27 protein-coding genes are annotated in these 25,153 nt (G+C 69.9%); 7 read left to right on the plus strand and 20 right to left on the minus strand.

The annotated features are described in order from the left end of the window. Positions 1–54: 54 nt before the first annotated feature. Positions 55–372 (plus strand): DUF4190 domain-containing protein, encoded by a 318-nt coding sequence (locus ACWDSJ_RS27175; protein WP_387368240.1) that lies wholly within the window; start codon positions 55–57, stop codon positions 370–372. Between the two features lie 7 nt (positions 373–379). Here the strand turns inward: ACWDSJ_RS27175 and ACWDSJ_RS27180 are convergent, their stop codons facing one another. The 3 genes from ACWDSJ_RS27180 to ACWDSJ_RS27190 all read right to left on the minus strand — a co-directional run bounded on the left by ACWDSJ_RS27180 (position 380) and on the right by ACWDSJ_RS27190 (position 3,328). Further along, positions 380–1,189 carry an enoyl-CoA hydratase/isomerase family protein gene (locus ACWDSJ_RS27180; protein ID WP_450035192.1) on the minus strand — a complete coding sequence of 270 codons (810 nt, stop codon included), beginning with the start codon at positions 1,187–1,189 and terminating at the stop codon, positions 380–382. 135 nt (positions 1,190–1,324) lie between these two features. After that, positions 1,325–2,494, minus strand: a complete 1,170-nt coding sequence (locus ACWDSJ_RS27185; RefSeq protein WP_450035194.1) for an acyl-CoA dehydrogenase family protein — start codon at positions 2,492–2,494, stop codon at positions 1,325–1,327. 93 nt (positions 2,495–2,587) lie between these two features. Next, a complete protein-coding gene (locus ACWDSJ_RS27190) occupies positions 2,588–3,328 on the minus strand; it encodes an alpha/beta fold hydrolase (protein WP_450035292.1) in 741 nt (246 codons plus the stop codon). Between the two features lie 74 nt (positions 3,329–3,402). Between ACWDSJ_RS27190 and ACWDSJ_RS27195 the strand changes: the two genes are divergently transcribed. Continuing rightward, positions 3,403–3,714, plus strand: a complete 312-nt coding sequence (locus tag ACWDSJ_RS27195) for an antibiotic biosynthesis monooxygenase family protein (protein ID WP_387368234.1) — start codon at positions 3,403–3,405, stop codon at positions 3,712–3,714. Positions 3,715–3,718: 4 nt separating this feature from the next. Here ACWDSJ_RS27195 and ACWDSJ_RS27200 read toward each other — a convergent pair whose 3' ends face one another. The 3 genes from ACWDSJ_RS27200 to ACWDSJ_RS27210 form a co-directional block, all read right to left on the minus strand. Continuing rightward, the gene (locus tag ACWDSJ_RS27200) at positions 3,719–6,439 is read right to left on the minus strand and encodes a discoidin domain-containing protein (RefSeq protein WP_450035195.1); all 2,721 of its coding nucleotides are present in this window, start codon (positions 6,437–6,439) and stop codon (positions 3,719–3,721) included. A 99-nt stretch (positions 6,440–6,538) separates the two neighbouring features. Beyond that, entirely contained in the window at positions 6,539–6,982 is a 444-nt protein-coding gene (locus ACWDSJ_RS27205) for an OsmC family peroxiredoxin (RefSeq protein ID WP_387368230.1), read from the minus strand. 105 nt (positions 6,983–7,087) lie between these two features. After that, positions 7,088–7,408: a DMT family transporter gene (locus ACWDSJ_RS27210; protein WP_450035196.1), complete on the minus strand. Its 321-nt coding sequence runs from the start codon at positions 7,406–7,408 to the stop codon at positions 7,088–7,090. A gap of 106 nt (positions 7,409–7,514) precedes the next feature. On the opposite strand from ACWDSJ_RS27210, the gene ACWDSJ_RS27215 reads away from it, so the two are divergent. Next, positions 7,515–8,096 (plus strand): TetR/AcrR family transcriptional regulator, encoded by a 582-nt coding sequence (locus tag ACWDSJ_RS27215; RefSeq protein WP_450035197.1) that lies wholly within the window; start codon positions 7,515–7,517, stop codon positions 8,094–8,096. A 3-nt stretch (positions 8,097–8,099) separates the two neighbouring features. Here ACWDSJ_RS27215 and ACWDSJ_RS27220 read toward each other — a convergent pair whose 3' ends face one another. After that, positions 8,100–8,948: an ABC transporter permease subunit gene (locus ACWDSJ_RS27220; protein ID WP_450035199.1), complete on the minus strand. Its 849-nt coding sequence runs from the start codon at positions 8,946–8,948 to the stop codon at positions 8,100–8,102. Then, positions 8,945–9,847, minus strand: a complete 903-nt coding sequence (locus ACWDSJ_RS27225) for an ABC transporter ATP-binding protein (protein ID WP_450035200.1) — start codon at positions 9,845–9,847, stop codon at positions 8,945–8,947. Before ACWDSJ_RS27225 ends, ACWDSJ_RS27220 begins: the two co-directional genes overlap by 4 nt. Before the next feature lie 128 nt (positions 9,848–9,975). Between ACWDSJ_RS27225 and ACWDSJ_RS27230 the strand changes: the two genes are divergently transcribed. The 4 genes from ACWDSJ_RS27230 (at position 9,976) to ACWDSJ_RS27245 (ending at position 12,993) form a co-directional block, all read left to right on the plus strand. Then, positions 9,976–11,187: a sensor histidine kinase gene (locus ACWDSJ_RS27230; protein ID WP_450035202.1), complete on the plus strand. Its 1,212-nt coding sequence runs from the start codon at positions 9,976–9,978 to the stop codon at positions 11,185–11,187. Continuing rightward, the gene (locus ACWDSJ_RS27235; RefSeq protein ID WP_387368215.1) at positions 11,184–11,846 is read left to right on the plus strand and encodes a response regulator; all 663 of its coding nucleotides are present in this window, start codon (positions 11,184–11,186) and stop codon (positions 11,844–11,846) included. Before ACWDSJ_RS27230 ends, ACWDSJ_RS27235 begins: the two co-directional genes overlap by 4 nt. A gap of 86 nt (positions 11,847–11,932) precedes the next feature. Then, positions 11,933–12,169 carry a hypothetical protein gene (locus ACWDSJ_RS27240; RefSeq protein WP_450035203.1) on the plus strand — a complete coding sequence of 79 codons (237 nt, stop codon included), beginning with the start codon at positions 11,933–11,935 and terminating at the stop codon, positions 12,167–12,169. A 29-nt stretch (positions 12,170–12,198) separates the two neighbouring features. Then, positions 12,199–12,993 (plus strand): LLM class flavin-dependent oxidoreductase, encoded by a 795-nt coding sequence (locus ACWDSJ_RS27245; RefSeq protein ID WP_450035204.1) that lies wholly within the window; start codon positions 12,199–12,201, stop codon positions 12,991–12,993. Here the strand turns inward: ACWDSJ_RS27245 and ACWDSJ_RS27250 are convergent. The 12 genes from ACWDSJ_RS27250 to ACWDSJ_RS27305 all read right to left on the minus strand — a co-directional run bounded on the left by ACWDSJ_RS27250 (position 12,974) and on the right by ACWDSJ_RS27305 (position 25,146). After that, the gene (locus ACWDSJ_RS27250) at positions 12,974–13,762 is read right to left on the minus strand and encodes a phytanoyl-CoA dioxygenase family protein (RefSeq protein ID WP_450035205.1); all 789 of its coding nucleotides are present in this window, start codon (positions 13,760–13,762) and stop codon (positions 12,974–12,976) included. The two genes, ACWDSJ_RS27245 and ACWDSJ_RS27250, sit on opposite strands and share 20 nt — an antisense overlap. Before the next feature lie 125 nt (positions 13,763–13,887). Next, positions 13,888–16,425 carry an ATP-dependent Clp protease ATP-binding subunit gene (locus tag ACWDSJ_RS27255; protein ID WP_387368203.1) on the minus strand — a complete coding sequence of 846 codons (2,538 nt, stop codon included), beginning with the start codon at positions 16,423–16,425 and terminating at the stop codon, positions 13,888–13,890. 287 nt (positions 16,426–16,712) lie between these two features. Beyond that, positions 16,713–17,273, minus strand: coding sequence for an FHA domain-containing protein (locus ACWDSJ_RS27260; protein WP_387368452.1), 561 nt, complete (start codon positions 17,271–17,273; stop codon positions 16,713–16,715). A gap of 255 nt (positions 17,274–17,528) precedes the next feature. Further along, positions 17,529–17,894: a histone-like nucleoid-structuring protein Lsr2 gene (locus ACWDSJ_RS27265; RefSeq protein WP_387368200.1), complete on the minus strand. Its 366-nt coding sequence runs from the start codon at positions 17,892–17,894 to the stop codon at positions 17,529–17,531. Between the two features lie 114 nt (positions 17,895–18,008). Beyond that, complete coding sequence (gene lysS, locus ACWDSJ_RS27270; protein WP_450035206.1) at positions 18,009–19,499, minus strand: lysine--tRNA ligase; 1,491 nt, start codon at positions 19,497–19,499, stop codon at positions 18,009–18,011. A gap of 133 nt (positions 19,500–19,632) precedes the next feature. After that, positions 19,633–20,055: a rhodanese-like domain-containing protein gene (locus ACWDSJ_RS27275; RefSeq protein WP_450035293.1), complete on the minus strand. Its 423-nt coding sequence runs from the start codon at positions 20,053–20,055 to the stop codon at positions 19,633–19,635. A 5-nt stretch (positions 20,056–20,060) separates the two neighbouring features. After that, positions 20,061–20,663 (minus strand): cysteine dioxygenase, encoded by a 603-nt coding sequence (locus ACWDSJ_RS27280; protein ID WP_387368194.1) that lies wholly within the window; start codon positions 20,661–20,663, stop codon positions 20,061–20,063. Between the two features lie 149 nt (positions 20,664–20,812). Further along, positions 20,813–21,607, minus strand: coding sequence for a type III pantothenate kinase (locus tag ACWDSJ_RS27285; protein WP_387368191.1), 795 nt, complete (start codon positions 21,605–21,607; stop codon positions 20,813–20,815). 16 nt (positions 21,608–21,623) lie between these two features. After that, a complete protein-coding gene (gene panD, locus ACWDSJ_RS27290) occupies positions 21,624–22,043 on the minus strand; it encodes an aspartate 1-decarboxylase (RefSeq protein ID WP_387368188.1) in 420 nt (139 codons plus the stop codon). A 13-nt stretch (positions 22,044–22,056) separates the two neighbouring features. Beyond that, positions 22,057–22,974, minus strand: a complete 918-nt coding sequence (gene panC, locus ACWDSJ_RS27295; RefSeq protein WP_450035295.1) for a pantoate--beta-alanine ligase — start codon at positions 22,972–22,974, stop codon at positions 22,057–22,059. Positions 22,975–22,994: 20 nt separating this feature from the next. Further along, complete coding sequence (locus ACWDSJ_RS27300; protein WP_450035209.1) at positions 22,995–23,921, minus strand: Rossmann-like and DUF2520 domain-containing protein; 927 nt, start codon at positions 23,919–23,921, stop codon at positions 22,995–22,997. A 109-nt stretch (positions 23,922–24,030) separates the two neighbouring features. Further along, on the minus strand, positions 24,031–25,146 hold the full coding sequence (locus ACWDSJ_RS27305) for a DUF6779 domain-containing protein (RefSeq protein ID WP_450035210.1): 1,116 nt from the start codon (positions 25,144–25,146) through the stop codon (positions 24,031–24,033). Positions 25,147–25,153: the final 7 nt, after the last annotated feature.

The raw sequence follows: 25,153 nt of genomic DNA on the forward strand, positions 1-25,153 counted from the left end.
GAAACCGCGCGCGTCCGCGAGCTTTCGGGGTACCGAGCCCCCTAAACTTGGTTGGTGGCCAGCTACCCGCCCCAGTATTTTCCCGACGAGCCGATCGGTTCGCCCGTCGAGCATCCGCACGCGACCACGGTGCTGCTGCTCGGCGCGCTGAGCGTATTCTGTTGCGGCGCTCTGGGTCCCGTGGCGTGGGCGATGGGCAAGCGCGCGCTCGATCAGATCGAGTTCTCCCTCGAGCATCCCGAGCAGACCGGCGGGCAGGTGTTCGGCGGCCGGGCGCAGGTGCTGGTGGGTTACATCCTCGGGATCATCGGCACCATTCTGATGGTGATCGAGGCGATCATCTTCCTGCTGGTGCTGATCGGCGGCCACTGACCGCGGTTCAGTCCAGGCCGGGGCGCGGCGGGTCGGCGGGGACCTTCCAGGCGGGCCAGTCGGCGCTCACGCGTCCGGTCCAGTTGGGGGCGCGGCGATCTCGCACGGCGGCCAGGCCCTCCCCCGCGTCGACGCTGTTGGCGACGTAGGTGGTGAGTTCGGTCTCGAGCGCGGCGACGGCGTCGGGGCCCATGCCCAAGCCCTCCCACAGCAGGCGCTTGGACAGCGCGGCCGACAGCGGGGCCGAGCCGGCCGCGATGTCGTGCGCGACCGACAGCGCGGTGGGCAGCACCTCGGCCACGTCCAGGCTGGCATTGGCCAGGCCGAGCTCCTTGGCCTCGTCGCCGTCGAAGGTGCGGCCGGTGAGCAGGATGTCGGCGGCGTTGGCCATACCCGCCAGGCGGGGCAGCAGCCAGTGCGCGTAGCCGTCGGCGAGGACGCCGCGCCGCACCTGGTTGAGTCCGTAGATGGCGTCGCGGGCCAGGTAGCGCAGATCGCATTGCAGCGCGAGCGCCAGGCCGAGCCCGACCGCGTGCCCGTTGACCGCCGCGATCACGGGTTTGCGGATGCGCCAGGGCGCGGGGTCGATGGTGGCGGTGACGTCGCCGACACGGCTGGACAGGTCCGCGCCCGCGCAGAAGGCGGGCGGCGTACCCGTGACGACCACCGCCCGCACGGCGTCCTCGGTATCGCACCGCCGCAGCGCCGCCCCCAGTTCGGCCGCCATCGTCGGGGTGAACGCGTTCTGTTGCGCGGGACGATGCAACGTGAGCACGGCGACTCCGGCGGATACATCGACGTGCAGTTCCGAACTCATGCGACGAAATCCTAGCTCTGTGCGCGGGTCGTGCCCTGGTACGCGAACGAGCAGATCACAGGCGGGCACGGTCCCGCAACCGCGATGCGGAGGGAGCGCGAACGCGAACCCGCCGCGACGAAGGAGCGGCCGAAATTACCGCAGCACCTTGCGGCCGATGGCCCACTTGTGGACTTCTGTGGGGCCGTCGTAGAGGCGGAAGGCGCGCATGTCGCGGAAGATCATCTCCACGACGGTCTCGTCGCTGATGCCGATGCCGCCGAGGACCTGGACGCAGCGGTCGGCGACCTTGAACAGTTCCTCGGAGACGAAGGATTTGGCCATCGAGCTCTCGTGGCGGGCCTTGTGGCCCTGGTCCATGAGCCAGCAGGCGTGCCAGATGGTGAGGCGGCACTGGTGCAGGGCGATCTCGTTGTCCGCCAACATGAACGACACGCCCTCGTGTTCGCCGATGGCCTTGCCGAAGGCGGTGCGGGTCTTGGCGTGCTCGACGGCGATGCTCTGGGCGCGTTCGGCGGCCCCGAGCCAGCGCATGCAATGGGTGAGCCGGGCGGGGGCCAGGCGCAATTGGGCGTAGCGCAGGGCCTGGCCGGTCTCGCCGAGCAGGGATTCCTTGGGCAGCACCAGGTTGTCGAACCGGACCACGCCGTGGCCGCCGACGTAGTTGCGGTCCATGGTGTTCATGGTGCGTTCGATGACGATGCCGGGGGTGTCGCCGCCGGTGAGGAACAGCGTCGGACCCTCGGGCAGATGCGGGTTGGCGGCGAGGCGGGCCATGATGATCCACGTCTTGGCGCCGTCGGCCCCGGTGATCAGCCACTTGCGGCCGTTGACGGTGAAGTTCTCGCCGTCGAAGGTGGCGGTGGTGGCCAGCTGATCGGGATCCGAACCGGCCCCGGCGGGTTCGGTCATGGCGAAGACGGACCGCTGGTGGCCGGTGATCACCGGCATCAGGTAGCGGTCGACCTGTTCGGGATTCGCGATCTTCGACAGCAGGAACATATTGCCCTCGTCGGGCGCGGCGCAGTTCATGGCGACCGGGCCGAGGGTGGACCAGCCCGCGGCCTCGTAGAGCACGGCCTGCTCGACGTGGGTCAAGCCGCGGCCGCCGAGTTCGAGCGGGGCCTGGATGGTCAGCAGTTTCTCGGCGCGGGCGAGCTCGACCAGTTCCTGTCGCAGCTCGTCGTTCGGGCCGTGCGAGGTCAGTCGCGGATCGCGCTCGTAGGGCACGATCTTGTCGACGACGAATCCGCGAATCCGGTCGCGTTCGGCCTCGAGCTCGGCGGGCAGCGAGAAGTCGATCATCGGTTCACCCTTTTCCAGCGGTCCCGGCGCGTCGTTCGCCGGGTGTGCTGCGAGCATACGGCCCGGCCGGGCGAAGACTGAAGGCGGCTGCCATCAAATGCTGTCGCGCAGGAATTCGGCCACCTGCGCGCGGTAGACCTCGGGCCGGTCGTCGTGCGCGAGATGGCCCGCCCCGGCGATGCGGATGTAGCGGGCGTGCGGATGCGTCGCCGCCATCTCGCGCATCTGGCCGGGCGGGGTGATGGTGTGCTCGGCCTCCACGAGCAGGGCCGGGGCGCGGACGGCACGCCACTGCGACCAGAACTCGCGCGTCCCCCATTCCTCGGAGATGGCACGGAAGGTCTCCACCGAGCCGTGCAGGCGATACCCGTCCGGACCCGCGACGAAGGAGTTCAGGAAGTACTCCCCCGCCACCGGGCCGAAGAATTCGCGCACGGCCGCCGCGTCCGGAAACGGTTGCGGCCAAGCCGAAATCATGGCCGCCCAGTCCGACGCGGTGCGGCCGCGGAAGTCGGGGGCCATGTCCTCGACCACGAGCGCGCGCACCCGCCGCGGGAATTCGGCCGCGAACATCCAGCCGTGCAGCCCGCCCATGGAGTGCCCGATGACGATCATGGGTTCGGCGATGGCCGCGGTCGCGGCCGCGAGATCGGCGACGAACGCCTCGGTGCGCAGCTCCGCCGGGGCGGGCCGCCCGTGCCCCGCCGCGTCGACGGTGTACACGTGCCCGAACTCCCGCAGCCACGGCACGTGCGCCCGCCAGGTCCGGGCGCTGCCCATCAGCCCGTGCAGCAACAGAATCGGCACACCCGTGCCACCCTCGTCGTACAACAGCTCGTCCGCCTCCTCGTGCGCCGCGCACTCGCCACGGGTCCTGCGACCCTACCCACTGCCCTAGGCTGGGGCGCATGGCTGTTGTGAAGATCAATGCGATCGAGATTCCCGAGGGCGCGGGACCGGAGCTGGAGAAGCGGTTCGCCGCTCGCGCGCACGCGGTGGAGAACTCGCCCGGTTTCCTCGGTTTCCAGCTGTTGCGCCCGACCGCCGGGGAGAACCGGTATTTCGTTGTGACGCAATGGGATTCGGAGGAGTCGTTCGCGGCGTGGCGGGACGGGCCCGCGCGCGAGGCGCACGCCGGGCAGGCGCGGCAGCCGGTCGCCACGGGCGCCTCGCTGCTCGAGTTCGAGGTGGTGCTCGACGTGGCGGGCAAGGGCGCGTAGGACCTCAGCGCGGCCGGGTCGCGACGTCCACCTCACGGATGCCGGGCCGGGCCGTCGGATCGCCCCCGTCGACCTGGATCCGGACGTAGCGCGCGCTCGTCGGTTGCAGGAGTTCGCCCAGCGGCGTGGTCGCCACCTGCGACCATGTCCGGTTGTCGCCGGAGACGAGGATGGACGAGGTGACGGGGGCGGGTTCGGTCCAGCGCGGGCTCACCCGGGTGAGGGTGACCGTCGCGCCGAGGTCGACGGTCAGGTCGGCCCGGGACGAGTCGGGGAGCCAGCTGGTGGCGGTGTCGCCGTCCACCGCGGCCGCGGCGTAGTCGCCGGGTTGTTCGCTGCTGGCCGCGGTGGCCTTGCAGCGCGCGGCGTCGTCGGTGGGGACCAGATCCGGTCGGCGGGTGGGCAATTCCAGCGTCCCGTTCGAAGCGACCTGGCGCAGGCCGGAATTCGTCTCGACCGGGAGCGGGTCGCCGGAGCGCAGCGTGACCGTGGTGCGTTCCGGTCCGGCGGCGACGTCGAAAACGCGTCCCTGCCACCGCAATCCGCGCACGGTGAGGCCGGCCGCCAGGCGCGGGGTCAGCATCGGGTCCAGCACCACCCGGTCCTCCCGCAGGCGCAGCCCCAGCAAACCGTTGGTGAACTCCTGGAGGTAGCCGCCCGCGAGGGTGGTGAAATCGAAGGCGGGGGATCCGGCGAGCGGGTCGTTGGCGCCCGCCTTGGCGCCGCGCGCCTCGGAGAACTGGCCGAACGGTTCCCGGGCGAACGGCCGCGCCGAGCGTTCCAGATAGGTGGCGACCGAACAGCCGGGCTCGTTGTTGCGCGCGGCATCGATCGCGTGCACCGAATCGGTCATGGCCGGTCCGTCGGGGTCGGTGCGTTCGGCGTAGTAGTCGAGGGTCTTCGCGGCCACCTCCGGGGACATCGGCCATTCGAGGGGATATTGCAGCAGCACGGTGTCGGCCTGTTTGATCTGCGCGCCGCGGTAGCCCGCGTATTGCAGGAATACGCCGTTGACCGGATCGAAGGGGATGCGCAGGTGGTCGGCGACGTCGGTCCAGGCCGGCGGGGCGGGCTGGTTCAGCAGGCGCGCGGCGGCGGTCGCGTTCCGGAGTGCCTCGGCCGCAACGGCATTGGTGTATACGCCGTCGTCGACGCCGTTGCTGTACTCGTCGGGTCCGGCGACATCGCGGATCGAATAGCCGCCGTCCGGGTCCGCGGTGACGCGCGCGGCCCAGTACTCGGCCACCGCCGAGAGCACCGGCCAGCCGCGGTCGCGCAGGTAGCCCAGGTCCTTGGTGGCGAGGTAGTACTGCCAGACCGCCAGGGCGACATCGCCTTGCAGATGGTTCTGGATCAGGCAGTGCGGGGGTGACCAGCTGTGGCAGTCGGTGTTCAGATCGCCGGTGGCCGCGCTGGTCCAGGGGTAGAACGCGCCGGGCAGGCCGAGCCGCCGCGCGTTCTCGCGGGCGGCGGGCAGGGTCTTGAAGCGGTAGTCGACCACGGATCTCGCCAGGTTCGGGGCCAATTGCAGCAGGCCCGGGTACATCCAGATGTCGGCGTCCCAGAAGATCAGCCCGGCGTAGTTGTCGCTGCTCAGACCGGTCGGCGAAATGCTGTTGTCCTGCTGGGCGTTCGTCGCCGAGTACAGCGAGTACAGCGCGCCGCGCACCCAGCGCTGCGTGTCCGGATCGCCGGGCACCTCGATATCGGCGGACCAGAGTTCGCGCCATTGCCGGGCCTGTTCGGCGAGCAGGTTCGCCCAGCCGCGAGCGGCGGCGCGGTGGGCGGCGTCGGTGGCGGCGCGCGCCGGATCGGGGGCGGTGAGGGCGGTGTCGACGCCGACATACTTGGTGATCTCGTACGAGTTGCCCTGGGAGACTTGGAGTTCGGCGCGCTGGCTGGTTTCCTGTTGCCGCACCGGGGCGTTCCCGGCGGCGAGGACCGAGACGACGTCACCGACGACATTCGTGGTGCGCGTTCGGAATTCGAGGGCGGTGGTGTTCGCGTCCGGGGTGGCGATCGCGGTCCGGTCCAGGCGCCGGGCCCCGGCCATGTCCAGCAGGCCGGTGATCGTGGCGGGGCCGTCCCAGTGCGGGGTGAGCGTGAGATGGACGGCGGCCGTGTGCTGGTCGGCCCGGTCGGCGAGGACGTCGTAGACCAGATCGGTGGCCCGGCCGTCGCGGGTGGTCCAGGTGAGCGCGGTGCGGACCAGGCCGCAGCGCAGGTACTCGGTCTGGCGGAAGTTCGACACTTGATCGGGAGACAATGCGGGCGTGAGGGTTTCGCCGTTCACGGTGACCTGCAAGGTCGACCAGTTGGGCAGCGCGGCGGCCACCGTGCGGCCGTCGGCGAGTCCCGGTTCGGCGCCGTAGAGTCCGGCCACGAACGCGCCGTCGTAGCGCGGGGTGTACAGCGGCCAGCCGGTGCGCTCACCGGTCTCCACGTAGCCCGTGCCCGCGGGCGGGACGCGCAGGCCGAGATAGCCGTTGCCGACGAAGGGATGCCGGTCGTATCCGGCGCGGAAGTCCTCGGAGAAGGGCGCCCAATCCGGGCGCGCCGCGGCGGTGTCGCCGGGACACGCGGGCGCGCTGGCGGATTCGCCGTCGCGCGACCGCACCGCGACGAGCACGACCGCGGCCACCACCACCGCGACGACCACGACCACGACGAGTCCGATCAGCAGCCGCGTACGACTGCCGAGGAGATGTCGCGCTCCGGACGCCACACAGGCAGAGTGCCACAAACGGGCCGGATGTATGCGCGGACACGACACCCGCCGGACCGTCGCGACCGATGGGCCGCAACGGTTTCGGCGGGCACGAGATCAGGACGCGAGCGCGGCGTCCAGTTCGATGGTGTCGACTCCGGCCAGCGCCTTGCTGACCGGGCACCCCGCCTTGGCGCCCTCGGCGGCCTGCCCGAACGCGGCGGCATCGATGCCGTCGACGTCGCCGCGAACGGTCAACTTGATCTTGCTGATTCGGAAGCCGCCCGCCGGATCCGGGCCCAGCGTCACGTCCGCGGTGACGTCCAGGCTCCGCACGGTGCCACCGGCATTGCCGATCTGCGCCGACAAAGCCATGGCGTAGCAGGAGGAATGCGCGGCCGCGATGAGCTCCTCCGGGCTGGTGGTGCCGTCGGCGTTGTCGGCGCTGCGCTTGGGGAAGGAGACGTCGTACTTGCCGACGCCCGAACTGGCCAGCTCGACCTGTCCGGAACCGTCCTGCAGGCCGCCGGTCCAAGCGGTGCGCGCGGTACGTGTTGGCATCACTGTCCTTTCAGAGTGGGTATGGGGTCGCCGTCGCGATCGAACCTACCGCCTTCCCGTGTTCCGGGTTGTCGTGCGGACGAGACGAGCCCGGCATCCGTCGGTTCAGGCGGGGTTGGTGGCGCGGGCGAGCACGATGCCGCCGACGATCAGGGCCAGGGCCAGTACGCGGCCCGCGCTGACCGGGTCCTTCTGGACGATGACGCCGAGGACGATCGCGCCGACCGCGCCGATTCCGGTGAACACCGCGTAGGCGGTGCCGACCGGCAGGGTCTGCATGGAGCGGGAGAGCAGGTAGACCGCGGCGGCGGCGAGCAGGAAGCACAGCAGGGTGGGCAGCGGGCGGGTGAAGCCCTGGGTGGGCTTGATGCTCTGGGACCAGGCGATCTCGATCAGACCGGCGAAAGCCAATAGGGGCCAACCCATTTCGGGACTCCTTCGCAGACAAGTGGACGAGTTGTCCACTTCTTTCGAGGGTAGAGCGATATGGACACGTTGTCCACTTACTTCCGTCCGCAGTAGAGTCGAGCCCATGACCGACCTCCTCGCGCCGGACCCGGCCCCCGGGGAGCGGGCGGATGCCGCGCGCAATCGCGCCAAGGTCCTGCACGCCGCCGCGGAACTATTCCGCACCCGCGACCCCCGGGCGGTGACGATGGACGACATCGCCAAGGCCGCCGGGGTGGGCCGGGGGACGCTGTACCGGCGCTACCCGGACGTCGCCTCGATCGCCCTCGCCCTGCTCGACGAGCACGAGCGGGACGTGCAGGGCCGCCTGCTAGACGGCCCCCCGCCGCTGGGCCCCGGAGCGCCGCCCGGCGAACGGCTGGCCGCCTTCTACGCCGCGATGGTCGAATTGCTGGAAACCCATTCGCATCTGGCGCTCGGGGCGGAGACGGGCGGGGCCCGGTTCGCGACGGGCGCGTACGGGTTCTGGTACGCCCACGTCCGGACGCTGCTCGCGGAAGCCGGTGTGCCGCAACCGGATCGACAGGTGGACATCCTGCTCGCGCCCCTGGCGGCGGAGGTGTATCGGCATCAGCGGGAGCGGGGGCTGTCGGCGGAGGAGATCGCGGAAGGGTTGGCGCGGTTGGCGTATTCGGTGGTGGGGTAGCACTCAGGCCATATCGCGGCGGCGGATCAGCCAGAGCGTGCCCACGACGAACACCGCCACGTACACCCCCGTCGTCACGAAAGCCACTGGGCGGGTGAGGGTGTCCACCACGCCGGGGGTGGCCGCGCCCTGGACGGTGCGCATGGCGTTGGCCAGGGAACCCGCGGCGGTGCCGGGGAGGTGGTCGGTGAGGGGGCGCAGGGGGGTGAAGAGGGCGGCGACGCCGCGCAGGAGGTTCTCCACGACCAGGACCCAGACGAGGCCGAGGCCGACGGCGAGGGCGGGGCCGCGGGCGAGGGCGCCGATGAGGGCGCCCGCGAGGGTCCACATGGCGAGAATGGCGGTGCCGGTGAGGATTCCGAGCAGGACGCGGGAGGCCGAGGGGAGGGCCAGGGATTGGTGTTGGGTGGCGGCGATCAGGGCGGCCACGCCGGTGTCGACCACGAAGGCGACGCAGACGAGGGCGACGACCACCGCGGCCAGGGACACGATCGTCCCGCCGATGACGGCGATGCGCGAAGGCCCTTGGGCGAGAGCGGTTTTCCAGGTGCCCCAGCCGTAACCGCTGCCGATCGCCAGCGCGCCCAGCACCAGGATGAGCGCCCCGCCGAACATCGCCATGCCCTGGGTGAACACCTCCGGCACCGCGGCGGGCAGCATCTGCCGCAACAGCAGGTCGCGCGGCAGCCCGTTGGACATCCGGGAACTCGACCCGGACGAATAGGCCAGGTAGTTGAACAGATACGCGAAGGTGAGATTCAGCAGCAACCAGGTGCCGACCAGAATCCACATCGCGGGCCATTTCACCATTCGCGCGAATTCGGCTCGCGCGCAAGCCAACAGGTCGGTCATGATCCCGCCGCCACCTTCGTCATCTCGAAAAACACTTCTTCCAGGGACTTCTCGTCGGTGCGCAACTCCAGCAGATCCGCACCGGCCTCGATCACCGCGCGTGCCACCGTGGGCGCCGTCGCCCGATCGGCATCGACTCTGATGCCGCTGGCGGTCAGCAACGCGGAGCGCTCCCCCACCACCCGGCGCACCGCCGGGAAGGCCACCTCCAGCGGTTCGGCACGCAGGAAAAGCGTTGCCGCGCCGCGCAGTTCGCTCACCGTGGCCTCGGTGAGCAACCGCCCCCCGGCGATGACGCCGACCCGATCACAGATCTCCTGCACCTCGCTGAGCAGGTGTGACGAGAGCACGACGGTGTGCCCGTCGGCGGCCAAACCGGTGATGAGCTCGCGCATCTCGGCCATTCCGGCCGGATCGAGCCCGTTGGTGGGTTCGTCGAGGATCAGCAGATCGGGGCGGCCGAGCAGAGCCGCGGCCACCCCGAGTCGCTGCTTCATGCCGAGCGAATACGCCCGGAACTTGTCGTCGGCGCGGTCGGTCAGGGCGACCCGGGCCAGCGCCTCGGCCACGGCCGCCGTCTCGCAGCCGCGGTAGCGGGCCAGGACCCGCAGGTTGTCCCGGCCGGAGAGATACGGGTAGAAGCCGGGACCCTCGATCAGCACGCCCATGCGGCGCAGGGTGCGCGGATCGCCCGGTCGGCTGCCGAGTACCCGGGCGGTTCCGGACGTCGGGCGGATCAGGCCGGTCAGCATGCGCAGCGTGGTCGTCTTGCCCGCCCCGTTCGGGCCGAGGAAGCCGTAGATCTCCCCCGCCCGGACCGTCATGGCGACGGCGTCGACGGCGGTGTGGGTGCCGTAGCGTTTGGTCAGTGCCTCGGTGACCACGACGGTGTTGTTCATGCCTTCGAGAATCCGCCCTCGACCTGCCCGGACACATCGGCCGCCCGGCGTGAGCGGACGTACGTATCGCGACGTATTTCCTCGTGGCGGCGTACCGCGCCGGGTTCGTCCGGGGTTACCGTGCGAGGGTGAGTCCTACCGCGCGCCCGTGTGGGCGAGACGTGCTGGTGGCGCTCGTCGTCGCCGGTGTGCAGCTGGGCGCGGGCCCGGCGGTCAACCACGGGGAGGTACAGCACGGGCTCGCGGGCGCGCGGCCGGTGGACGCGCTGGGGTACGGCCTGCTGTTGCTCGGGCCGCTGCTGCTGGTGGTGCGGCGGGCCTACCCCTTGGCCGTCTTCGTGGGCGCGCTGGCGGTGACGGTCACCTATCTGGTCGCGGGTTTCGGCTACGGGCCGATCTTCCTGTCGCTGGTCATCGCGTTCCTCACCGCGGCCTCCGCCGGATCCCGGTGGCGCACATACCCATTCGTGCCGGTGGGCTATCTGCTCATGATCTGGCCGCTGCCCGCGCTGCGCGGCTATCCGACCAACGGCTGGCAGATGGTCGGGGTGCTGGCCTGGTTGTGCGTGCTGCTCGGCCTCGCCGAGGGCATCCGCCAGCGCCGCGAGATCCGCACCGCCCGACGGCAGCGGGCCGAGGCCGCCCACCGCAACGAACAGGCCGAACGCGAACGCGAACTGGCCCGGCGCGAACAACGCGCCTCCGAGGAGCGGCTGGCCATCGCCCGCGAACTGCACGATGTGCTCGCGCACAGTCTGTCGCTGATCAATGTGCAGTCCTCGGTGGCGCTGGAGTTGCTCGACCGCAAACCCGAACAGGCCGCGACCGCGCTGGCCGCCATCAAACAGGTCAGCCGCGACGCGCTCGGCGAGGTGCACACGCTGTTGCGGTCGATCCGCTCGGGCGCGGAAACCGGTGCGGCGCCGACCAGTCCGACGGTCGGCATCGCCGATCTCGACGCGCTCATCGATCCGGCCCGCGCGGCCGGGCTGACCGTGCGCACCGAGATCAACGGTCCGGCGCGCCGCCTGCCCGCCGTGGTCGACGTGGCCGCGGCCCGCATCGTGCAGGAGTCGCTGACCAATGTGCTGCGCCACGCGCCCGGCGCGGAGGCCGTTGTGGCGCTGGACTATTCGCCCGGCGAACTGCGGCTGACCGTCGAGAACGGCAGGCCCGCGAGTTCTCCACAGCCGTCCACAGGCGGCGGCAACGGCATCGCCGGAATGATCGAGCGCGCCCACGCGCTCGGCGGCGAGGTGGCCGCGACACCCGCCGGGGACGGCGGCTTCCGGGTGGCCGCGCGGCTGCCGCTCGGCTCGACCGACGAGGGGACCCGATGACCGTTCGAGTACTGATCGCCGACGACCAGGCCCTGGTCCGCGCCGGATTCGTGGCCCTGCTCGACGCCCAGGACGGCATCGAGGTGGTGGGCGAGGCCGACAACGGTCAGCAGGCGCTGCGCCTGACCCGCGAGCTGCGTCCCGACGTGGTGCTCATGGACATTCGGATGCCGGTCCTCGACGGGTTGTGCGCGACCCGCGAGATCGCCGCCGACCCCGACCTGTCCGAGGTGCGCGTGGTCGTGCTGACCACCTTCGAACTCGACGAGTACGTCTTCGAGGCGATGCGTTCGGGCGCGACCGGATTCCTGGTCAAACACACCGAACCCGCCGATCTGGTGAAGGCCGTGCGGGTGGTCGCCGCGGGCGACGCCCTGCTCTCCCCCAGCGTGACCCGCCGCCTGGTCGCCGAATTCGCCACCCGCGCCAAACCCGCGCCGCCCGCCGAACTGACCGGCCTGACCGACCGCGAACGCGAGGTGATGGTGCTGGTGGCCGAGGGCCTCACCAATGCCGAGATCGCCGAACGCCTGTTCCTCAGCCCCGCGACCGCCCGCACCCACGTGAGCCGAATCCTGTTGAAACTGCGCGCCCGCGACCGCACGCAGCTGGTGGTGCTGGCCTACGAATCCGGATTGGTGCGGCCGGGCTGGCAGTGATGCCGAATCCCGTACGCATGCAGACGTACGACGGGTGTCGCTCCCGCGCCGATGCCCGTCGACAGGGATCGGCGGAGGCTGGGGATATGAACGAATACCTTTCCGCGGCGGCCGAATACGGCTGGCATCCGTGGCCCTTCTTCTGGATCTTCCCGGTGCTGTTCTGGCTCGCCGCGATCACGTTCGCGGTCCGGTTCCGGCGTGGGTGTGGGCGTGACAACGGGGTGGGGCTGTTGCGCTCCGCCTTCGCCCGGGGGGAGATCAGCGAGGAGGACTACCTGTCCCGGCTCGCGGTGCTGCGCCGTTCGCGGCGTCTTTTCTGACCGATATCCACATTCGACGAGAGGCCGTCATGTCCATCAGCTTCGCCACCATGGCCGTACCCTTCGCCGGTCGGGCCTGGGCCGAGACCGCACGCCGGGTCGAGGAGCAGGGGTATCACACGCTGCTGCTGCCCGATACCCTGCACACCCCGTCCCCGTTTCCCGCGCTCGCGGCCGCCGCGGCGGTGACCACCGCACTCCGGTTGCGCCCCAACGTGATCGCCGCACCGCTGCGGACCGCCGCGGCGACGGTGCGGGAAACCGCCGCGCTGCAAGTACTTTCGGATGGCCGATTCGAACTCGGGATCGGCATCGGCCGACCCGACGCCGCGGCGGAGGCCGAGCGACTCGGGCAGCCCTGGGGCTCGGCCACCGCACGCCGTGCGCATCTCGCCGAGACCGTGGCCGCGGTCCGGGCCGGGGTCGATCCCGTGCCGCCGATCGTGATCGCCACCTCCGGGCCGCGGATGCTGGCGCTGGCCGGTCGCATCGCCGACCGCGTGGTGCTCGCCGCCGGACCGCAGGTGACCGAGGACGATCTGGCGGGCATGGTCGCCGTGGTGCGCGACAACGCCGAACGCCCGGTGGCCTTCACCGTTCAGCTCATGGGCATCGGCGACGCCGTGCCGCGCTGGCCCGGGAACTGGAAGGTGCCCAGCGTCGACGCGCTGCGCGACGTGGGCTCGGCGGCCGTCCTGCCCGGCGATCCGGACGAGGCGGCCGAGATCCTGCGGCATCGGCACGAGAAGTACGGCATCGACGAGGTGATCGTGCCCGGCGATATCGGGGACGCCTTCGCCCCGATCATGGCGTTGTTGCGCTGAGCCCGCGCCGAATCGCCTGTTCCACAGGCGAATACGCGCCGTCGGGGCGCTCCAGGACGCAGGGCTCGCGGGGCAGCAGCGGCGGCTGGGCCATGAATTTCGGCCGGTCGCCGCGATGGCGCTGGGCGGCGTGGACCAGGAACGGATGGCACAGGTACACGTCCCCGGCCCGCCCGGTCGCCGCGACCTCCGGCAGATCCGCGGTGTCGGCGTAGGCGGCCTGCATCTCGGGGCCGCCGATCGGCAACCCGGCGGCGCCGTGCGGCGCGAGCACACCGGACAGCCGCGTATGCGAGCCGACCCGGATGCGGGTCGGCGCGTCGGCGGCGGAGACGTCGGAGAACAGGAACAACATCAGCAGCGCGCGCCCCTCGGAACGCACGTTGACCCGCCAGGTGAGGAAGTCGGTGTAATCCTCGCCCGGCAGGCTCGCGTCCACGTGCCAGCCGTCGTCGCCCGCCGATCGTTCGCTCGGGAAGCGGATCGGGAAGGTGCCGAGGCTGATTCGCGGCAGCCACCGCCCCGCCCCGACCAGCTGATCGAACGCCTCGACCAGGGCCGGAGCGGTCGCCGCGGCGCGGAACGGCTCCTCGCCGTGCTCGCCGAGGCGGATCACCGGTTCCGTCCACGTTCGCGGATCGTCCGGATCGCGGCCGGTGGCGCGCCACAGGATCGCCCGCCCGGCATCGGCGGTCGCGCGCGGGAACGCCTGCTCGATCCGCACGAATCCGTCGGTGATGAAACCCTCGATCTGCGCGTCGGTGAGCACTGGCGTCCTTTCCTCCCGGGTCGGCTCGACAATGGCCCACGATCGCGGCCGCGCGCCAGCGATTTTCGGGCCCGCACACGCGAAAGCCCCTCTCGCACAAGGCGAGAGGGGCTTTCGAGCTGGACTTACTCGCCCGCGGCGGCGGCCTCGCCCGCGAGGGCGGCGACCGGCTCCTCGTCGGACTTCTTCGCCTTCTCCGTACCGGCGAAGGTGAACTTGGCGTCCTCGCCCGCGCCCTCGCCGTCCCAGTTCTCCACGTCGACCCGCACCAGCTGACCGGGGCCGATCTCGCCGAAGAGGATCTTCTCCGACAGCTGGTCCTCGATCTCGCGCTGGATGGTCCGGCGCAGCGGGCGGGCGCCCAGCACCGGATCGAAGCCGCGCTTGGCGAGCAGGCTCTTGGCGCGCTCGGTGAGCTCGATCTCCATGTCCTTGTTCCGCAGCTGCGTGGCGACGCGGCCGATCATCAGATCCACCATCTGGACGATCTGCTCGGTGGTGAGCTGGTGGAAGACGATCACGTCGTCGATGCGGTTGAGGAACTCGGGGCGGAAGTGCTTCTTCAGCTCGTCGTTGACCTTGAGCTTCATCCGCTCGTAGTTCGAGCCCTCGTTGTTCGACTGGGTGAAGCCCAGGCCGACCGCCTTCGAGATGTCCTGCGTGCCGAGGTTCGAGGTGAAGATCAGCACCGTGTTCTTGAAGTCGACCGTGCGGCCCTGGCCGTCGGTGAGGCGGCCGTCCTCGAGGACCTGCAACAGGGTGTTGTAGATCTCCTGGTGGGCCTTCTCGATCTCGTCGAACAGCACGACCGAGAACGGCTTGCGGCGCACCTTCTCGGTGAGCTGGCCGCCCTCCTCGTAGCCGACGTAGCCCGGAGGGGCGCCGAACAGCCGCGAGGCGGTGAAGCGGTCGTGGAACTCGCCCATATCGATCTGGATGAGCGCGTCGTCGTCGCCGAACAGGAAGTTCGCCAGCGCCTTGGACAGCTCGGTCTTACCGACGCCGGACGGACCGGCGAAGATGAACGAACCGGACGGGCGCTTGGGATCCTTCAGGCCGGCACGGGTGCGGCGGATGGCCTTGGAGACGGCCTTGACCGCGTCCTCCTGGCCGATGATCCGCTTGTGCAGCTCGTCCTCCATGCGGAGCAGCCGGGTGGTCTCCTCCTCGGTGAGCTTGAACACCGGGATACCGGTCCAGTTGGCCAGCACCTCCGCGATCTGCTCGTCGTCGACCTCGGCCACGACGTCCAGATCGCCCGAACGCCACTGCTTCTCGCGCTCGGCGCGCTTGGCGACCAGCTGCTTCTCCTTGTCGCGCAGGCGCGCGGCCTTCTCGAAGTCCTGCGCGTCGATCGCGGACTCCTTCTCCCGGCGCGCGTCGGCGATCTTGTCGTCGAACTCGCGCAGGTCCGGCGGCGCGGTCATACGACGGATGCGCATCCGGGCGCCGGCCTCGTCGATCAGGTCGATCGCCTTGTCCGGCAGGAAGCGGTCGTTGATGTAGCGGTCGGCCAGCGTGGCGGCCGCGACCAGCGCGGAGTCGGTGATCGAGACGCGGTGATGCGCCTCGTACCGGTCGCGCAGGCCCTTGAGGATGTTGATGGTGTGCTCGACGGTCGGCTCACCCACCTGCACCGGCTGGAACCGGCGCTCGAGGGCGGCGTCCTTCTCGATGTACTTGCGGTACTCGTCGAGGGTGGTCGCGCCGATGGTCTGCAGCTCGCCGCGGGCCAGCTTGGGCTTGAGGATGGAGGCCGCGTCGATCGCGCCCTCGGCCGCGCCCGCGCCGACCAGCGTGTGCAGCTCGTCGATGAACAGGATGATGTCGCCGCGGGTGTTGATCTCCTTGAGCACCTTCTTCAGGCGCTCCTCGAAATCACCGCGGTAGCGGCTGCCCGCGACCAGCGAACCCAGGTCGAGGGTGTAGAGCTGCTTGTCCTTGAGCGTCTCGGGGACCTCGCCGTTGACGATGGCCTGGGCCAGACCCTCGACGACGGCGGTCTTGCCGACGCCGGGCTCGCCGATCAGCACCGGGTTGTTCTTGGTGCGGCGGCTGAGCACCTGCATGACGCGCTCGATCTCCTTCGAGCGGCCGATGACCGGGTCGAGCTTGCCCTCGAGGGCGGCCTGGGTCAGGTTGCGGCCGAACTGGTCGAGCACCAGCGAGGTGGACGGGGTGCCCGACTCGCGGCCACCGGCCTCCACGGCCTCCTTGCCGCCCTGGCTGTACCCCGACAGCAGCTGGATGACCTGCTGGCGCACCCGATTCAGATCGGCGCCGAGCTTGACCAGCACCTGGGCGGCCACGCCCTCGCCCTCGCGGATCAGGCCGAGCAGGATGTGTTCGGTGCCGATGTAGTTGTGACCGAGCTGCAGCGCCTCGCGCAGGCTCAGTTCCAGCACCTTCTTCGCCCGCGGGGTGAAGGGGATGTGCCCGGACGGGGCCTGCTGGCCCTGGCCGATGATCTCCTCCACCTGGCTGCGCACACCCTCCAGCGAAATGCCCAGCGACTCCAGCGACTTCGCCGCGACACCCTCGCCCTCGTGAATCAGGCCCAGCAGGATGTGCTCGGTGCCGATGTAGTTGTGGTTGAGCATCCTGGCCTCTTCCTGAGCCAGGACAACGACCCGCCTTGCGCGGTCGGTGAACCTCTCGAACATCGCTCCCTCACTTCCTGCTCCGCTATCCACGGCGTTCCGGCGGTTCGGTGGGATCCGTCGCCAGCCTGCCATGAAGCCCTGGGGTTGCATCCCCCGCCTCCACTCTAGTTGGCGGGGGTCGCGGCCGTCGTGCGTCCACCCTATTGCGGACCTCCGACAGCACGTGTCATTCAGTCATAACGCGACTGTTGCCCGGTTCGTTTCCGTCTCGATACGCCGACAGCGAACACTCGTCCCGCCGAGGTCCTACCCGGGTCGCCGAGGGCCTAACCGGCCGCGGCGGCGGCCTACAGGTCCCGGTCGGAGATGATCCCCGCCTGCAGCGCGAGGCTGGCCAGCCGGACCCGTTTCTGGTTCTGCGGCAGGTCCTCGACGCCGAACTTCGAGAACAGCGTCCGCAGATGGGTTTTGATCGCGTCCACGCTGAGGAACAGCTCGTCGGCGATCTGCTGGTTGGACGCCGGGGTGGCGAAGCCGGAGTTGTTCTTGTACGGACGGCACAGCGCGACCAGGACCGCGCGCTGAGTCTCGGTCAACGAGCGCAGGGTGGGGAACATTCCCACCGACGTGCGGGTGGCGTCGTCGGCCACGCCGCTGAAGTCGTGGAACGACAGCAGCTGGGAGCCGATCCGGATGCGGTCGCCCTCGGTGAGCCGCCGCCGGCCGAGCACGCGTTCGCCGTTGACGAACGTGCCGTTGCGGGAGAGCCCGTCGTCGACGATCGTCCAGCCCGCGGTCAGGAACTCCACCGCCGCGTGCAGCCGGGACACCTCGGCGTCCCAGGACAGCGTGAGGTCGGCCTGTGGCGAGCGTCCGATGGTGACGCGCTGCCGATCGGGGGTCAGCATCAGCTCCTGGCGTTGGCCGTTGTCGTCGGTGAATCGCAGGAACGATCCGTGAAATCCGGTCACTGTGCCGATCCCTCACTCACCCGTCCATGGTGCCGCGCCCGCTCGGCTCGAAGCAAGATCGCGTGACGCTCGTCCGGGGAGCGTCACTTTCACCGGTTATGCGGAAAAGGTATGAAAATGCCGCTGCCGTCCGGACGGGGCGCGATTTCCTCCGGGCGGCAGCGGCCCCCAATTACAAACCGAGTTGTCGCTCTAGTTGTTGCGGCCGACTTCCTTGTTGTACGCCTCGGCGATCTCGGCGGAGATGCGGCCGCGTGCGGAGACCTTGTGACCCTTGCGCCGGGCCCATTCCCGAATTGCGGCGCTCTGCTCGCGATCGCGCGAGACATGGTTCTTCGGCGCGCCCGCACCGGTACCCGCGGGCTTGCTGCGCCGCCGGCCGCTGACCCGGCGGGCGTTGGAAACCCACGGCTCCAGCCCATCCCGCAGCTTCGCCGCATTCGCCGACGACAGATCGATCTCGTACGACACACCATCGATCGCGAACTCGATGGTCTCGTCCGCGATGGACTCACCGTCGACGTCGTCGATCAGGCTAACGGTGACCTTCTTTGCCATGAGCTGAACGTCCCTTCGAAATCGTGCGACCCGCATACCAGGCCGATACCCGAGTCGAGAATACCTCGAATTGCGAGATTTCCAAGACGAGACTTCGGCATTCAATCCCGAAGTTCACCGGGCGGCCGGACGCACAATTGGGAAGAGTATGGTTTCCCGGATTCCGAGACCGGTCAAGGCCATCAGCAACCGGTCGATTCCCATACCCGTACCGGTTGTCGGCGGCATGCCGTGTTCCATGGCGGTGAGGAAGTCCTCGTCCAGCCGCATCGCCTCGTCGTCGCCCGCCGCGGCCAATCTGGCCTGATCAATGAAGCGCTCGCGCTGAATGACGGGATCCACGAGTTCCGAATAGCCGGTGGCCAACTCGAACCCGCGAACGTAGAGATCCCACTTCTCGGTCACGCCGGGCCGGTCCCGGTGCTCGCGGGTGAGCGGGGACGTCTCGACCGGGAAGTCGCGCACGAAAGTCGGGGCGTACAGCTTGTCCCCGTAGGTGTGCTCCCACAGTTCCTCGACGAGTTTGCCGTGTCCGTACCCCTTGCCCTGGGGAATTTCCAGACCGACCCGATCGGCCAGCGCCAGCAATTCCCGGACCGTGGTTTCGGGGGTGACCGCCACGCCCAGCGAGTCCGACAGCGACGGGTACATCTCCACGGTGTTCCACTCGCCACCGAGATCGTATTCGGTGCCGTCGGCCAGGGTGACCACCAGGGTGCCGTACACCTCGGCGGCGACCTCCTGGATCAATTCGCGCATCATGCGCGCGGAATCGTCGTAGGTACCGTACGCCTCGTATGTTTCCAGCATGGCGAACTCGGGCGAATGCGTGGAGTCCGCGCCCTCGTTGCGGAAGTTGCGGTTGATCTCGAAGACCTTCTCGATGCCGCCGACCACGCAGCGCTTGAGGAACAGCTCCGGCGCGATGCGCAGATAGAGATCGATATCGAGCGCATTGGAGTGGGTGACGAACGGCCGCGCCGCGGCGCCACCGTGCAACGTCTGCAGCATCGGGGTCTCCACCTCGAGAAAACCCCTGCGCTCCAATGCGTTTCGCAGCGCGCGCACGACCCGCACGCGGGTGCGCGCCATTTCCCGGGCCTCCGGGCGCACGATGAGATCGACATAGCGCTGCCGGACCCGCGCCTCCTCGCTCAACTCCTTGTGCGTCACCGGCAGCGGGCGCAACGCCTTGGCCGCCATCGACCAGGAATCGGCCATGACGCTCAATTCGCCGGTGCGCGAGGAGATCACCTCGCCGTGCACGAATACGAAGTCGCCGAGATCGACCTCGGCCTTCCAGGCGGCCAGCGCGTCGGCGCCGACACCGTTCAGGCTGATCATCGCCTGCAGCTTGGTGCCGTCGCCCTCCTGCAGCATCGCGAAACACAACTTGCCGGTATTGCGCACGTGAATGACGCGCCCGGCCACGCCGACCACCAGGCCGGTCGCCGTATCGGCCGCCAGGTCGGGATAGGCCGCGCGAATTTCGGCGAGGCTGTGGGTGCGCGGTACCACCACGGGGTAGGGCTGGCGCCCCTGCTCGAGCAACCGCTCCCGCTTCTCCCGCCGAATCCGCATCTGCTCGGGAAGGTCGACTTCCATTGCGGCAGGACCGTTTTGCCGCGGCGGAACCGTGGCGTCACCGGTTGCGGGAGGATTCGGGTTGCTCACATCGAACCACCCTATCGTGCGGTGAAAATTCTTTTGCGGCGGAGCCCTGCCGGGCAGGCGACAATTACGACGACGCGAGCGCCACGACCTCACGGGTGATGTGCGGGGCGTTCGCCGCGACCGACAGCAGACCGGCCGCCTTCAGCGCCTGATATCCGCCGACCAGATCGGTCGCCCGGCGCAGGCCCAGCTCTTGCAGCGAGGCCGCGGCCAGGCTCGAGGTGTAGCCCTCGGAGCAGACCACGATCCATTCCACGTCGTGGTCGACGGCCAGCGCCAGCCGCGCGGAACTGGTCGGATCGAGCCGCCACTCCAGCACATTGCGCTCGATGACCAGGGCGCCGGGCAGCGTGCCCTCCTTGACGCGCTGCGCCTGCGGCCGGATGTCGACGAGCAGGGCGCCCCGCGCGAGGGCCTCCGGCAGTTCGAACGCGTAGATCCGCCGCAGCCGCTCACGCGTGTTCGCCAGCATGCGATCGATCGTCAGATGGGTCATTTCGCATCGCCTTCCGGCTGGTCGGTGAGGACGGTCCGGGTGCGGCGCAGCGTGCCGTGGCCGGTGACCTCGTAGTAGGACATGGCGGTGAGCGGTGGTGAATAGGCGTGCACGGACAGCGTGGGATCGGCCGGTCCGGCGACGAGGTGATCGGGGGCGCGCACCACGTCGTGCACCCAGCCCAGCGGGAACGCCGCCTGATCGCCCGCCGACAGCGTGCGATTGCGTAATTCCCTTCCGTTCCAACGGAATTCGGACAACGCGCCGGAGAGCACGGTCAGCGCGCCGAGGGATCCGGCATGGTCGTGCAGTTCGGTGTACTTGTCGGGCACCCAGCTGATCAGCCAGACGTCGACCTCGTCGTCGGCCGACAGGCGGGTGGCCCAGCGGTTGTCGGTAGGCCAGGCGCCGTCGGCGGGCAGCAGGTGGTCGTAGCGCCCGGCCAGCACGTCCTCGGCGCCCTCGTCGGTCAGGCGCAGCAGGTCGGCGGGGCGCAGCCGGGTGGGCAGCGCCGAGGCGACCGCGCGCTCGGTGACCTCGGGGGCGAGGCGCTGCGGCGCGAGGGCGGGAGAGGCGGGGGTGATGACAGAGGAACGCATGAGCGAATCTCCAGGAGAAGTGGTCGGCCGGGGGATGCGAAGCCCCGACAACGGTCGAGGCGAATCAGCCTCGACAACACTCCTGGACGCTCATGCGGTAAGCCACGGGCAAGAGCTTAGCAGCCGGTGAGAGAAGCACAAGCGGGCGCCTAGCGACGGCGTTGCTGATTGCGCTCGTAGACCAGCCGCAATCCGTCGAGTGTGAGATGCGGCTCATGATGTTCGATGGTCTCCGACTCCGGCACGATCAGCGGCGCGGTGATCCCGGTGGCCACGATCGCGACATCGTCCCCCGCGAAGGCGTCGAACTCGTCGCGCACGCGGTCGATGATGCCGTCCACCAGTCCCGCGAAGCCGAACACCGCGCCGGACTGGATGCATTCGAGGCTGTTCTTGCCCAATACCGAACGGGGACGGGTCAATTCGGCCCGGCGCAGCGCGGTGCGCGCCACCAGCGCCTCGGTCGCGATCTCGACGCCCGGCGCGATGCTGCCGCCGAGGAATTCGCCCTTGGCCGAGACCAGGTCGACGCAGATGGCGGCGGGACCGAAATCGACCACGATGGCGGCGGATTCGAAGCGGTGATAGGCGGCCAGGCAGTTGACGATGCGGTCCGCGCCGACCTCCTTCGGATTGTCCACCAGCAGTGGGATTCCCGTGCGCACGCCCGGTTCCACCAGGACGTGCGGCACGTTGTTCCAGTACCGGCTCAGCATGGCCCGCAGCTCGCGCAGCACGGGGGCCATGGTGGACAGCGCCGCGACGCCGACCACCCGGTCGAGTTGGTCGCCGACCAATCCCCGTACCTGCATGGCGAATTCGTCGGCGGTCAGCAGCGGATTGGTGTGCATCCGCCAGGTCTGCGTCAGCTCCGCGTGCGCGCCGCTGCCGGAGAACAGGCCGATCTCGATGCTGGTGTTGCGGACGTCGATGGTCAGCAGCATCCCCGAGGCCCGCCGCTCAGGCGAAGGTGAGCGAGCGCGGGGAGGTCAGACCCGACCCCTCCGGCGCGTGCGCCGGATCCGACCCGAGTTCCACGGGCCGGTTGCGCTCGTCGACGAAGACCACGCGGGGCTGGTACTCGCGGATCTCGCGCTCGTCCATCATGCCGTAGGCGATCAGGATGACCAGATCCCCGGGATTCACCAGATGCGCGGCGGCGCCGTTGATTCCGATGACGCCCGAGCCGCGTTCGCCCGCGATGACATAGGTCTCGAGGCGGGCGCCGTTGTCGATGTCGACGATGCAGACCTGTTCGCCCTCGAGCAGGTCGGCGGCGTCCATCAGATCCGGATCGACGGTCACCGAACCGACGTAGTGCAGATCGGCGTGGGTCACCGTCGCGCGGTGGATCTTGGATTTCATCATGGTGCGCAACATCGTCGTCGCCTTCCTACGAAAGAGCTTGTGCGGCAGGGGTATTGGGGTGGCCGTCGATCGGTACCCCGACGGTGACGGCCATGTTGTCGATGAGGCGGGTCGCGCCGATACGCGCGGCGACCAGCAGCCGGGCATTGCCGCTCGCGGTGATCTCCCCGAGGTCCGCGCCGCGCAGTTCCAGATAGTCCACGCCGATCTCGGGCCGGGTGTCGAGCACAGCACGCGCGGCGGCGAGGACGCCCTCGGGGCCGAGGCCCGCGGCATGGCGGCCGGCGGCCAGGGCGGCCGACAGGGTGGTGGCCAGTTCGCGTTCGGCCGGATCGAGGTAGCGGTTGCGCGAGGACAGGGCCAGCCCGTCGGGTTCGCGGACCGTGGCGACCGGGACGACGCGGACGTCGAAGTTCAAGTCCCGCACCATCTGTCGGATCAGGGTGAGTTGCTGGTAGTCCTTCTCGCCGAAGAACGCCTCGTGCGGGCGGGCGATCTGCAACAGTTTGGCGACCACCGTGAGCACCCCGGCGAAATGGGTCGGGCGGCTCACGCCCTCGAGTTCCGCGCCCAGCGGTCCCGGATGCACCGAGGTGCGCGGCCCGTCGGGATACATGTCCGCGGCGCTGGGCGCGAAGACCAGTTCCACCCCCTCGCCGCGCAGCAGGGCCACGTCGGCGTCGAGCGTGCGGGGATAGCGATCCAGATCCTCACCCGCCCCGAACTGCAACGGGTTGACGAAGATCGACACGATCACGACCTGATTGGTGCGCCGGGCGCGGCGCACGAGCTCCAGATGACCCTCGTGCAGGGCGCCCATCGTGGGCACCAGCGCGACCTTGCGGCCGACCGAGCGCAGCGCGTTCACCACCGCGGAGACGGTCGCGGGGTCGTGCAGCACGGTGAGTTCACCCGGACGGTAGGAGCCGCGCAGGGCGAGCAGCCGGGAATTCGGATCGGACATCAGCGTCCCTCCAGCAAATCGATCAGCTCGGGTTTCGCGTGCGCCCGCTCGGCCGTGCGCAACGACAGCGCGCGATAGCCCTCGGCCAGGCGCGGGTCCACCTCGCCCAGCGCCACGAGATGGGCCGCGACGGCCGCCGCGTCGCCGCGCGCGACCGGTCCGGTGAGCGCGGATTGCCCACGGCGCAGGGCATTGTCGAGGGCCGCCGAGGCCAGCGGCGCGAGCATGCGTTCGGCGAGGCCGCCCGGCTGGTCGTCGACCACCTGCTGGCCCATCAGGCCGGGGCCTTCCAGCGCGGCGCGCAGCGCGGCCACCGCGTCCACGATCAGCGTGACGAGATGATTGCTGCCGTGCGCGAGCGCGGCGTGGTACAGCGTGCGCTGCTCCTCGCGCACCCGCACCGGCTCGCCGCCCATCTCGATCACCAGCGACTGCGCGATGGCGTAGCCCACCTCGTCGGCCGCGGTGATCCCGAAACAGGCGTTGCCCAGCCGGGCCACGTCCTCGTCGTGACCGGTGAAGGTCATGGCCGGATGGATCGCGAGCGGACGCGCGCCGCGCTCGGTGAGCGGGGCCAGCACGCCGATCCCGTTCGCGCCCGAGGTGTGCAGCACGATCGTGCCCGGGCGCACCACGCCCGCGGTCGCCAATCCGCCGACCAGATCGGCCAATTCGCTGTCGGGCACGGCGAGCACCAGCAGTTCGCTGCGCGCGGCCACCTCCTCGACCGGCAGGATCCGCGAATCCGGCAGCCGGGTGCGGGCGCGCCGGACCGACGCGTCGGAGATCGCCGCCACGCCGAAGACGACGTGCCCCGCGCGCTCGAGCGCGGCGCCCAGTGCGGAGCCCACGCGTCCCGCCGAGACGATTCCCACCGTCAGTCGTGCAGGCGCAGGGTCACTCCCAGAATTACCTGAGGTCACCATTGTCCTCTCGATGTCGTTCCAGTCCCGCCGTGCGGGTACCGGACGTTACCGAGTCGAGGATAGGACGACGGACGTGCCGCGCCCAGAGGCGGGCCCGGTGATGTTCACCTCAGCGTCCGCTCTGCTCCGCGCGGAGATTGGCCATGATCTCGGCCACCGACAGGCGCGGGCCGTCGTCGTCGCCGTCCTCGTCGTCGGCGCGGCGACGGCGGCGCGAGCCCGCGGTGCCCATCGGCGTCCGGCGCTCCGGGCCGGGGTGGGCCGTGGGTTCGGGCCCGGATTTCGGTGCGGGCGTTGGCTTTTCGGGTTCGGAGGCGGGCGTCTCGGGCTCGGCCGGTGTCGCGGGCTGCCGGGCCTCGGGCGGTTCGGACGCGAGTCGCGCGGGACCGGCCTGCTCGGCGGGCTTGGGGTGGTCGACGACCTCGGGGCGCACCGGCCCGGGCTGTTCCGGCTCGGCCTGCTCCGGAGACTCGGCGCGGTCGCCGTCACCGGATTCGCGGTCGGGCTCGCGCTTCGAGGGCCGCTCCGGCTCGGCGCGCGGTCGCTCGGGGCGGACCCGCTCGGCCTCGAGGTCGGCCAGTTCCTCGGCCGAGACCACCGCGGTCTCGGCGGTCACCGGATCGTCGAAGGGGCTGGCGAAGGCCGGGGGCTCGGTGTGGTCGGTCTCGAAGACCGGGGTCACGTCCAGCGGGACCGCGGGGGCGTTCCACGCGTCCCAGGTATCGGTTTCTCGCGAGTTACCGTTCGCCACGCCCGGAAGTTCGGGCAGGCGGAACGCGTCCGCGTGCAGGGCCGGGCGCTGATTCGGCAGGCCGCCGTCGAACAGTCGTTGCAGACTCTCCCGCAGCACCGACAACTCGGCGCGCAGCGCGGCCAGTTCCGCGGCGTCCGCGCCGACCTTCTCGCGCACCCGCGCCTCGACGGTCAGTTCGTATTCGCGGCGGGCGCTGATCTCCCGCTCGAGCTGCAACTCGTACACCGTCCGCAGCTCGCGCGCCCGCGCCTGATCGTTGGCCGCCTCGCGCCGGTACCTGGTGGCCGCGAGCGCCCCGAGGACCGCGGCCCACAGGGCGGCGACCAGACCGACCCGGACCAATTGCAGGCTGTCGCTGAAGATCAGGAACACACTGGCAATCAGGCCGAGCAGGATCAGAATTCCGATCAGGAACTTTCCCGCGTAATCCCGCCACCGACGGGAAGTACTGCTACGGGCGGGTGAAACCATGACCGCG

The organism is Nocardia sp. NPDC003482 (assembly GCF_053588115.1).

Bases quoted from the DNA above. Each gene is read 5' to 3' on its own strand.
- ACWDSJ_RS27180 (WP_450035192.1), bottom strand. From the start codon at position 1,189: ATGAGTTCGGAACTGCACGTCGATGTATCCGCCGGAGTCGCCGTGCTC.
- ACWDSJ_RS27185 (WP_450035194.1), bottom strand. From the start codon at position 2,494: ATGATCGACTTCTCGCTGCCCGCCGAGCTCGAGGCCGAACGCGACCGG.
- ACWDSJ_RS27195 (WP_387368234.1), top strand. From the start codon at position 3,403: ATGGCTGTTGTGAAGATCAATGCGATCGAGATTCCCGAGGGCGCGGGA.
- ACWDSJ_RS27205 (WP_387368230.1), bottom strand. From the start codon at position 6,982: ATGCCAACACGTACCGCGCGCACCGCTTGGACCGGCGGCCTGCAGGAC.
- ACWDSJ_RS27210 (WP_450035196.1), bottom strand. From the start codon at position 7,408: ATGGGTTGGCCCCTATTGGCTTTCGCCGGTCTGATCGAGATCGCCTGG.
- ACWDSJ_RS27215 (WP_450035197.1), top strand. From the start codon at position 7,515: ATGACCGACCTCCTCGCGCCGGACCCGGCCCCCGGGGAGCGGGCGGAT.
- ACWDSJ_RS27220 (WP_450035199.1), bottom strand. From the start codon at position 8,948: ATGACCGACCTGTTGGCTTGCGCGCGAGCCGAATTCGCGCGAATGGTG.
- ACWDSJ_RS27225 (WP_450035200.1), bottom strand. From the start codon at position 9,847: ATGAACAACACCGTCGTGGTCACCGAGGCACTGACCAAACGCTACGGC.
- ACWDSJ_RS27235 (WP_387368215.1), top strand. From the start codon at position 11,184: ATGACCGTTCGAGTACTGATCGCCGACGACCAGGCCCTGGTCCGCGCC.
- ACWDSJ_RS27240 (WP_450035203.1), top strand. From the start codon at position 11,933: ATGAACGAATACCTTTCCGCGGCGGCCGAATACGGCTGGCATCCGTGG.
- ACWDSJ_RS27245 (WP_450035204.1), top strand. From the start codon at position 12,199: ATGTCCATCAGCTTCGCCACCATGGCCGTACCCTTCGCCGGTCGGGCC.
- ACWDSJ_RS27255 (WP_387368203.1), bottom strand. From the start codon at position 16,425: ATGTTCGAGAGGTTCACCGACCGCGCAAGGCGGGTCGTTGTCCTGGCT.
- ACWDSJ_RS27260 (WP_387368452.1), bottom strand. From the start codon at position 17,273: ATGCTGACCCCCGATCGGCAGCGCGTCACCATCGGACGCTCGCCACAG.
- ACWDSJ_RS27265 (WP_387368200.1), bottom strand. From the start codon at position 17,894: ATGGCAAAGAAGGTCACCGTTAGCCTGATCGACGACGTCGACGGTGAG.
- lysS (WP_450035206.1), bottom strand. From the start codon at position 19,499: ATGGAAGTCGACCTTCCCGAGCAGATGCGGATTCGGCGGGAGAAGCGG.
- ACWDSJ_RS27280 (WP_387368194.1), bottom strand. From the start codon at position 20,663: ATGCGTTCCTCTGTCATCACCCCCGCCTCTCCCGCCCTCGCGCCGCAG.
- ACWDSJ_RS27285 (WP_387368191.1), bottom strand. From the start codon at position 21,607: ATGCTGCTGACCATCGACGTCCGCAACACCAGCATCGAGATCGGCCTG.
- panD (WP_387368188.1), bottom strand. From the start codon at position 22,043: ATGTTGCGCACCATGATGAAATCCAAGATCCACCGCGCGACGGTGACC.
- ACWDSJ_RS27300 (WP_450035209.1), bottom strand. From the start codon at position 23,921: ATGGTGACCTCAGGTAATTCTGGGAGTGACCCTGCGCCTGCACGACTG.
- ACWDSJ_RS27305 (WP_450035210.1), bottom strand. From the start codon at position 25,146: ATGGTTTCACCCGCCCGTAGCAGTACTTCCCGTCGGTGGCGGGATTAC.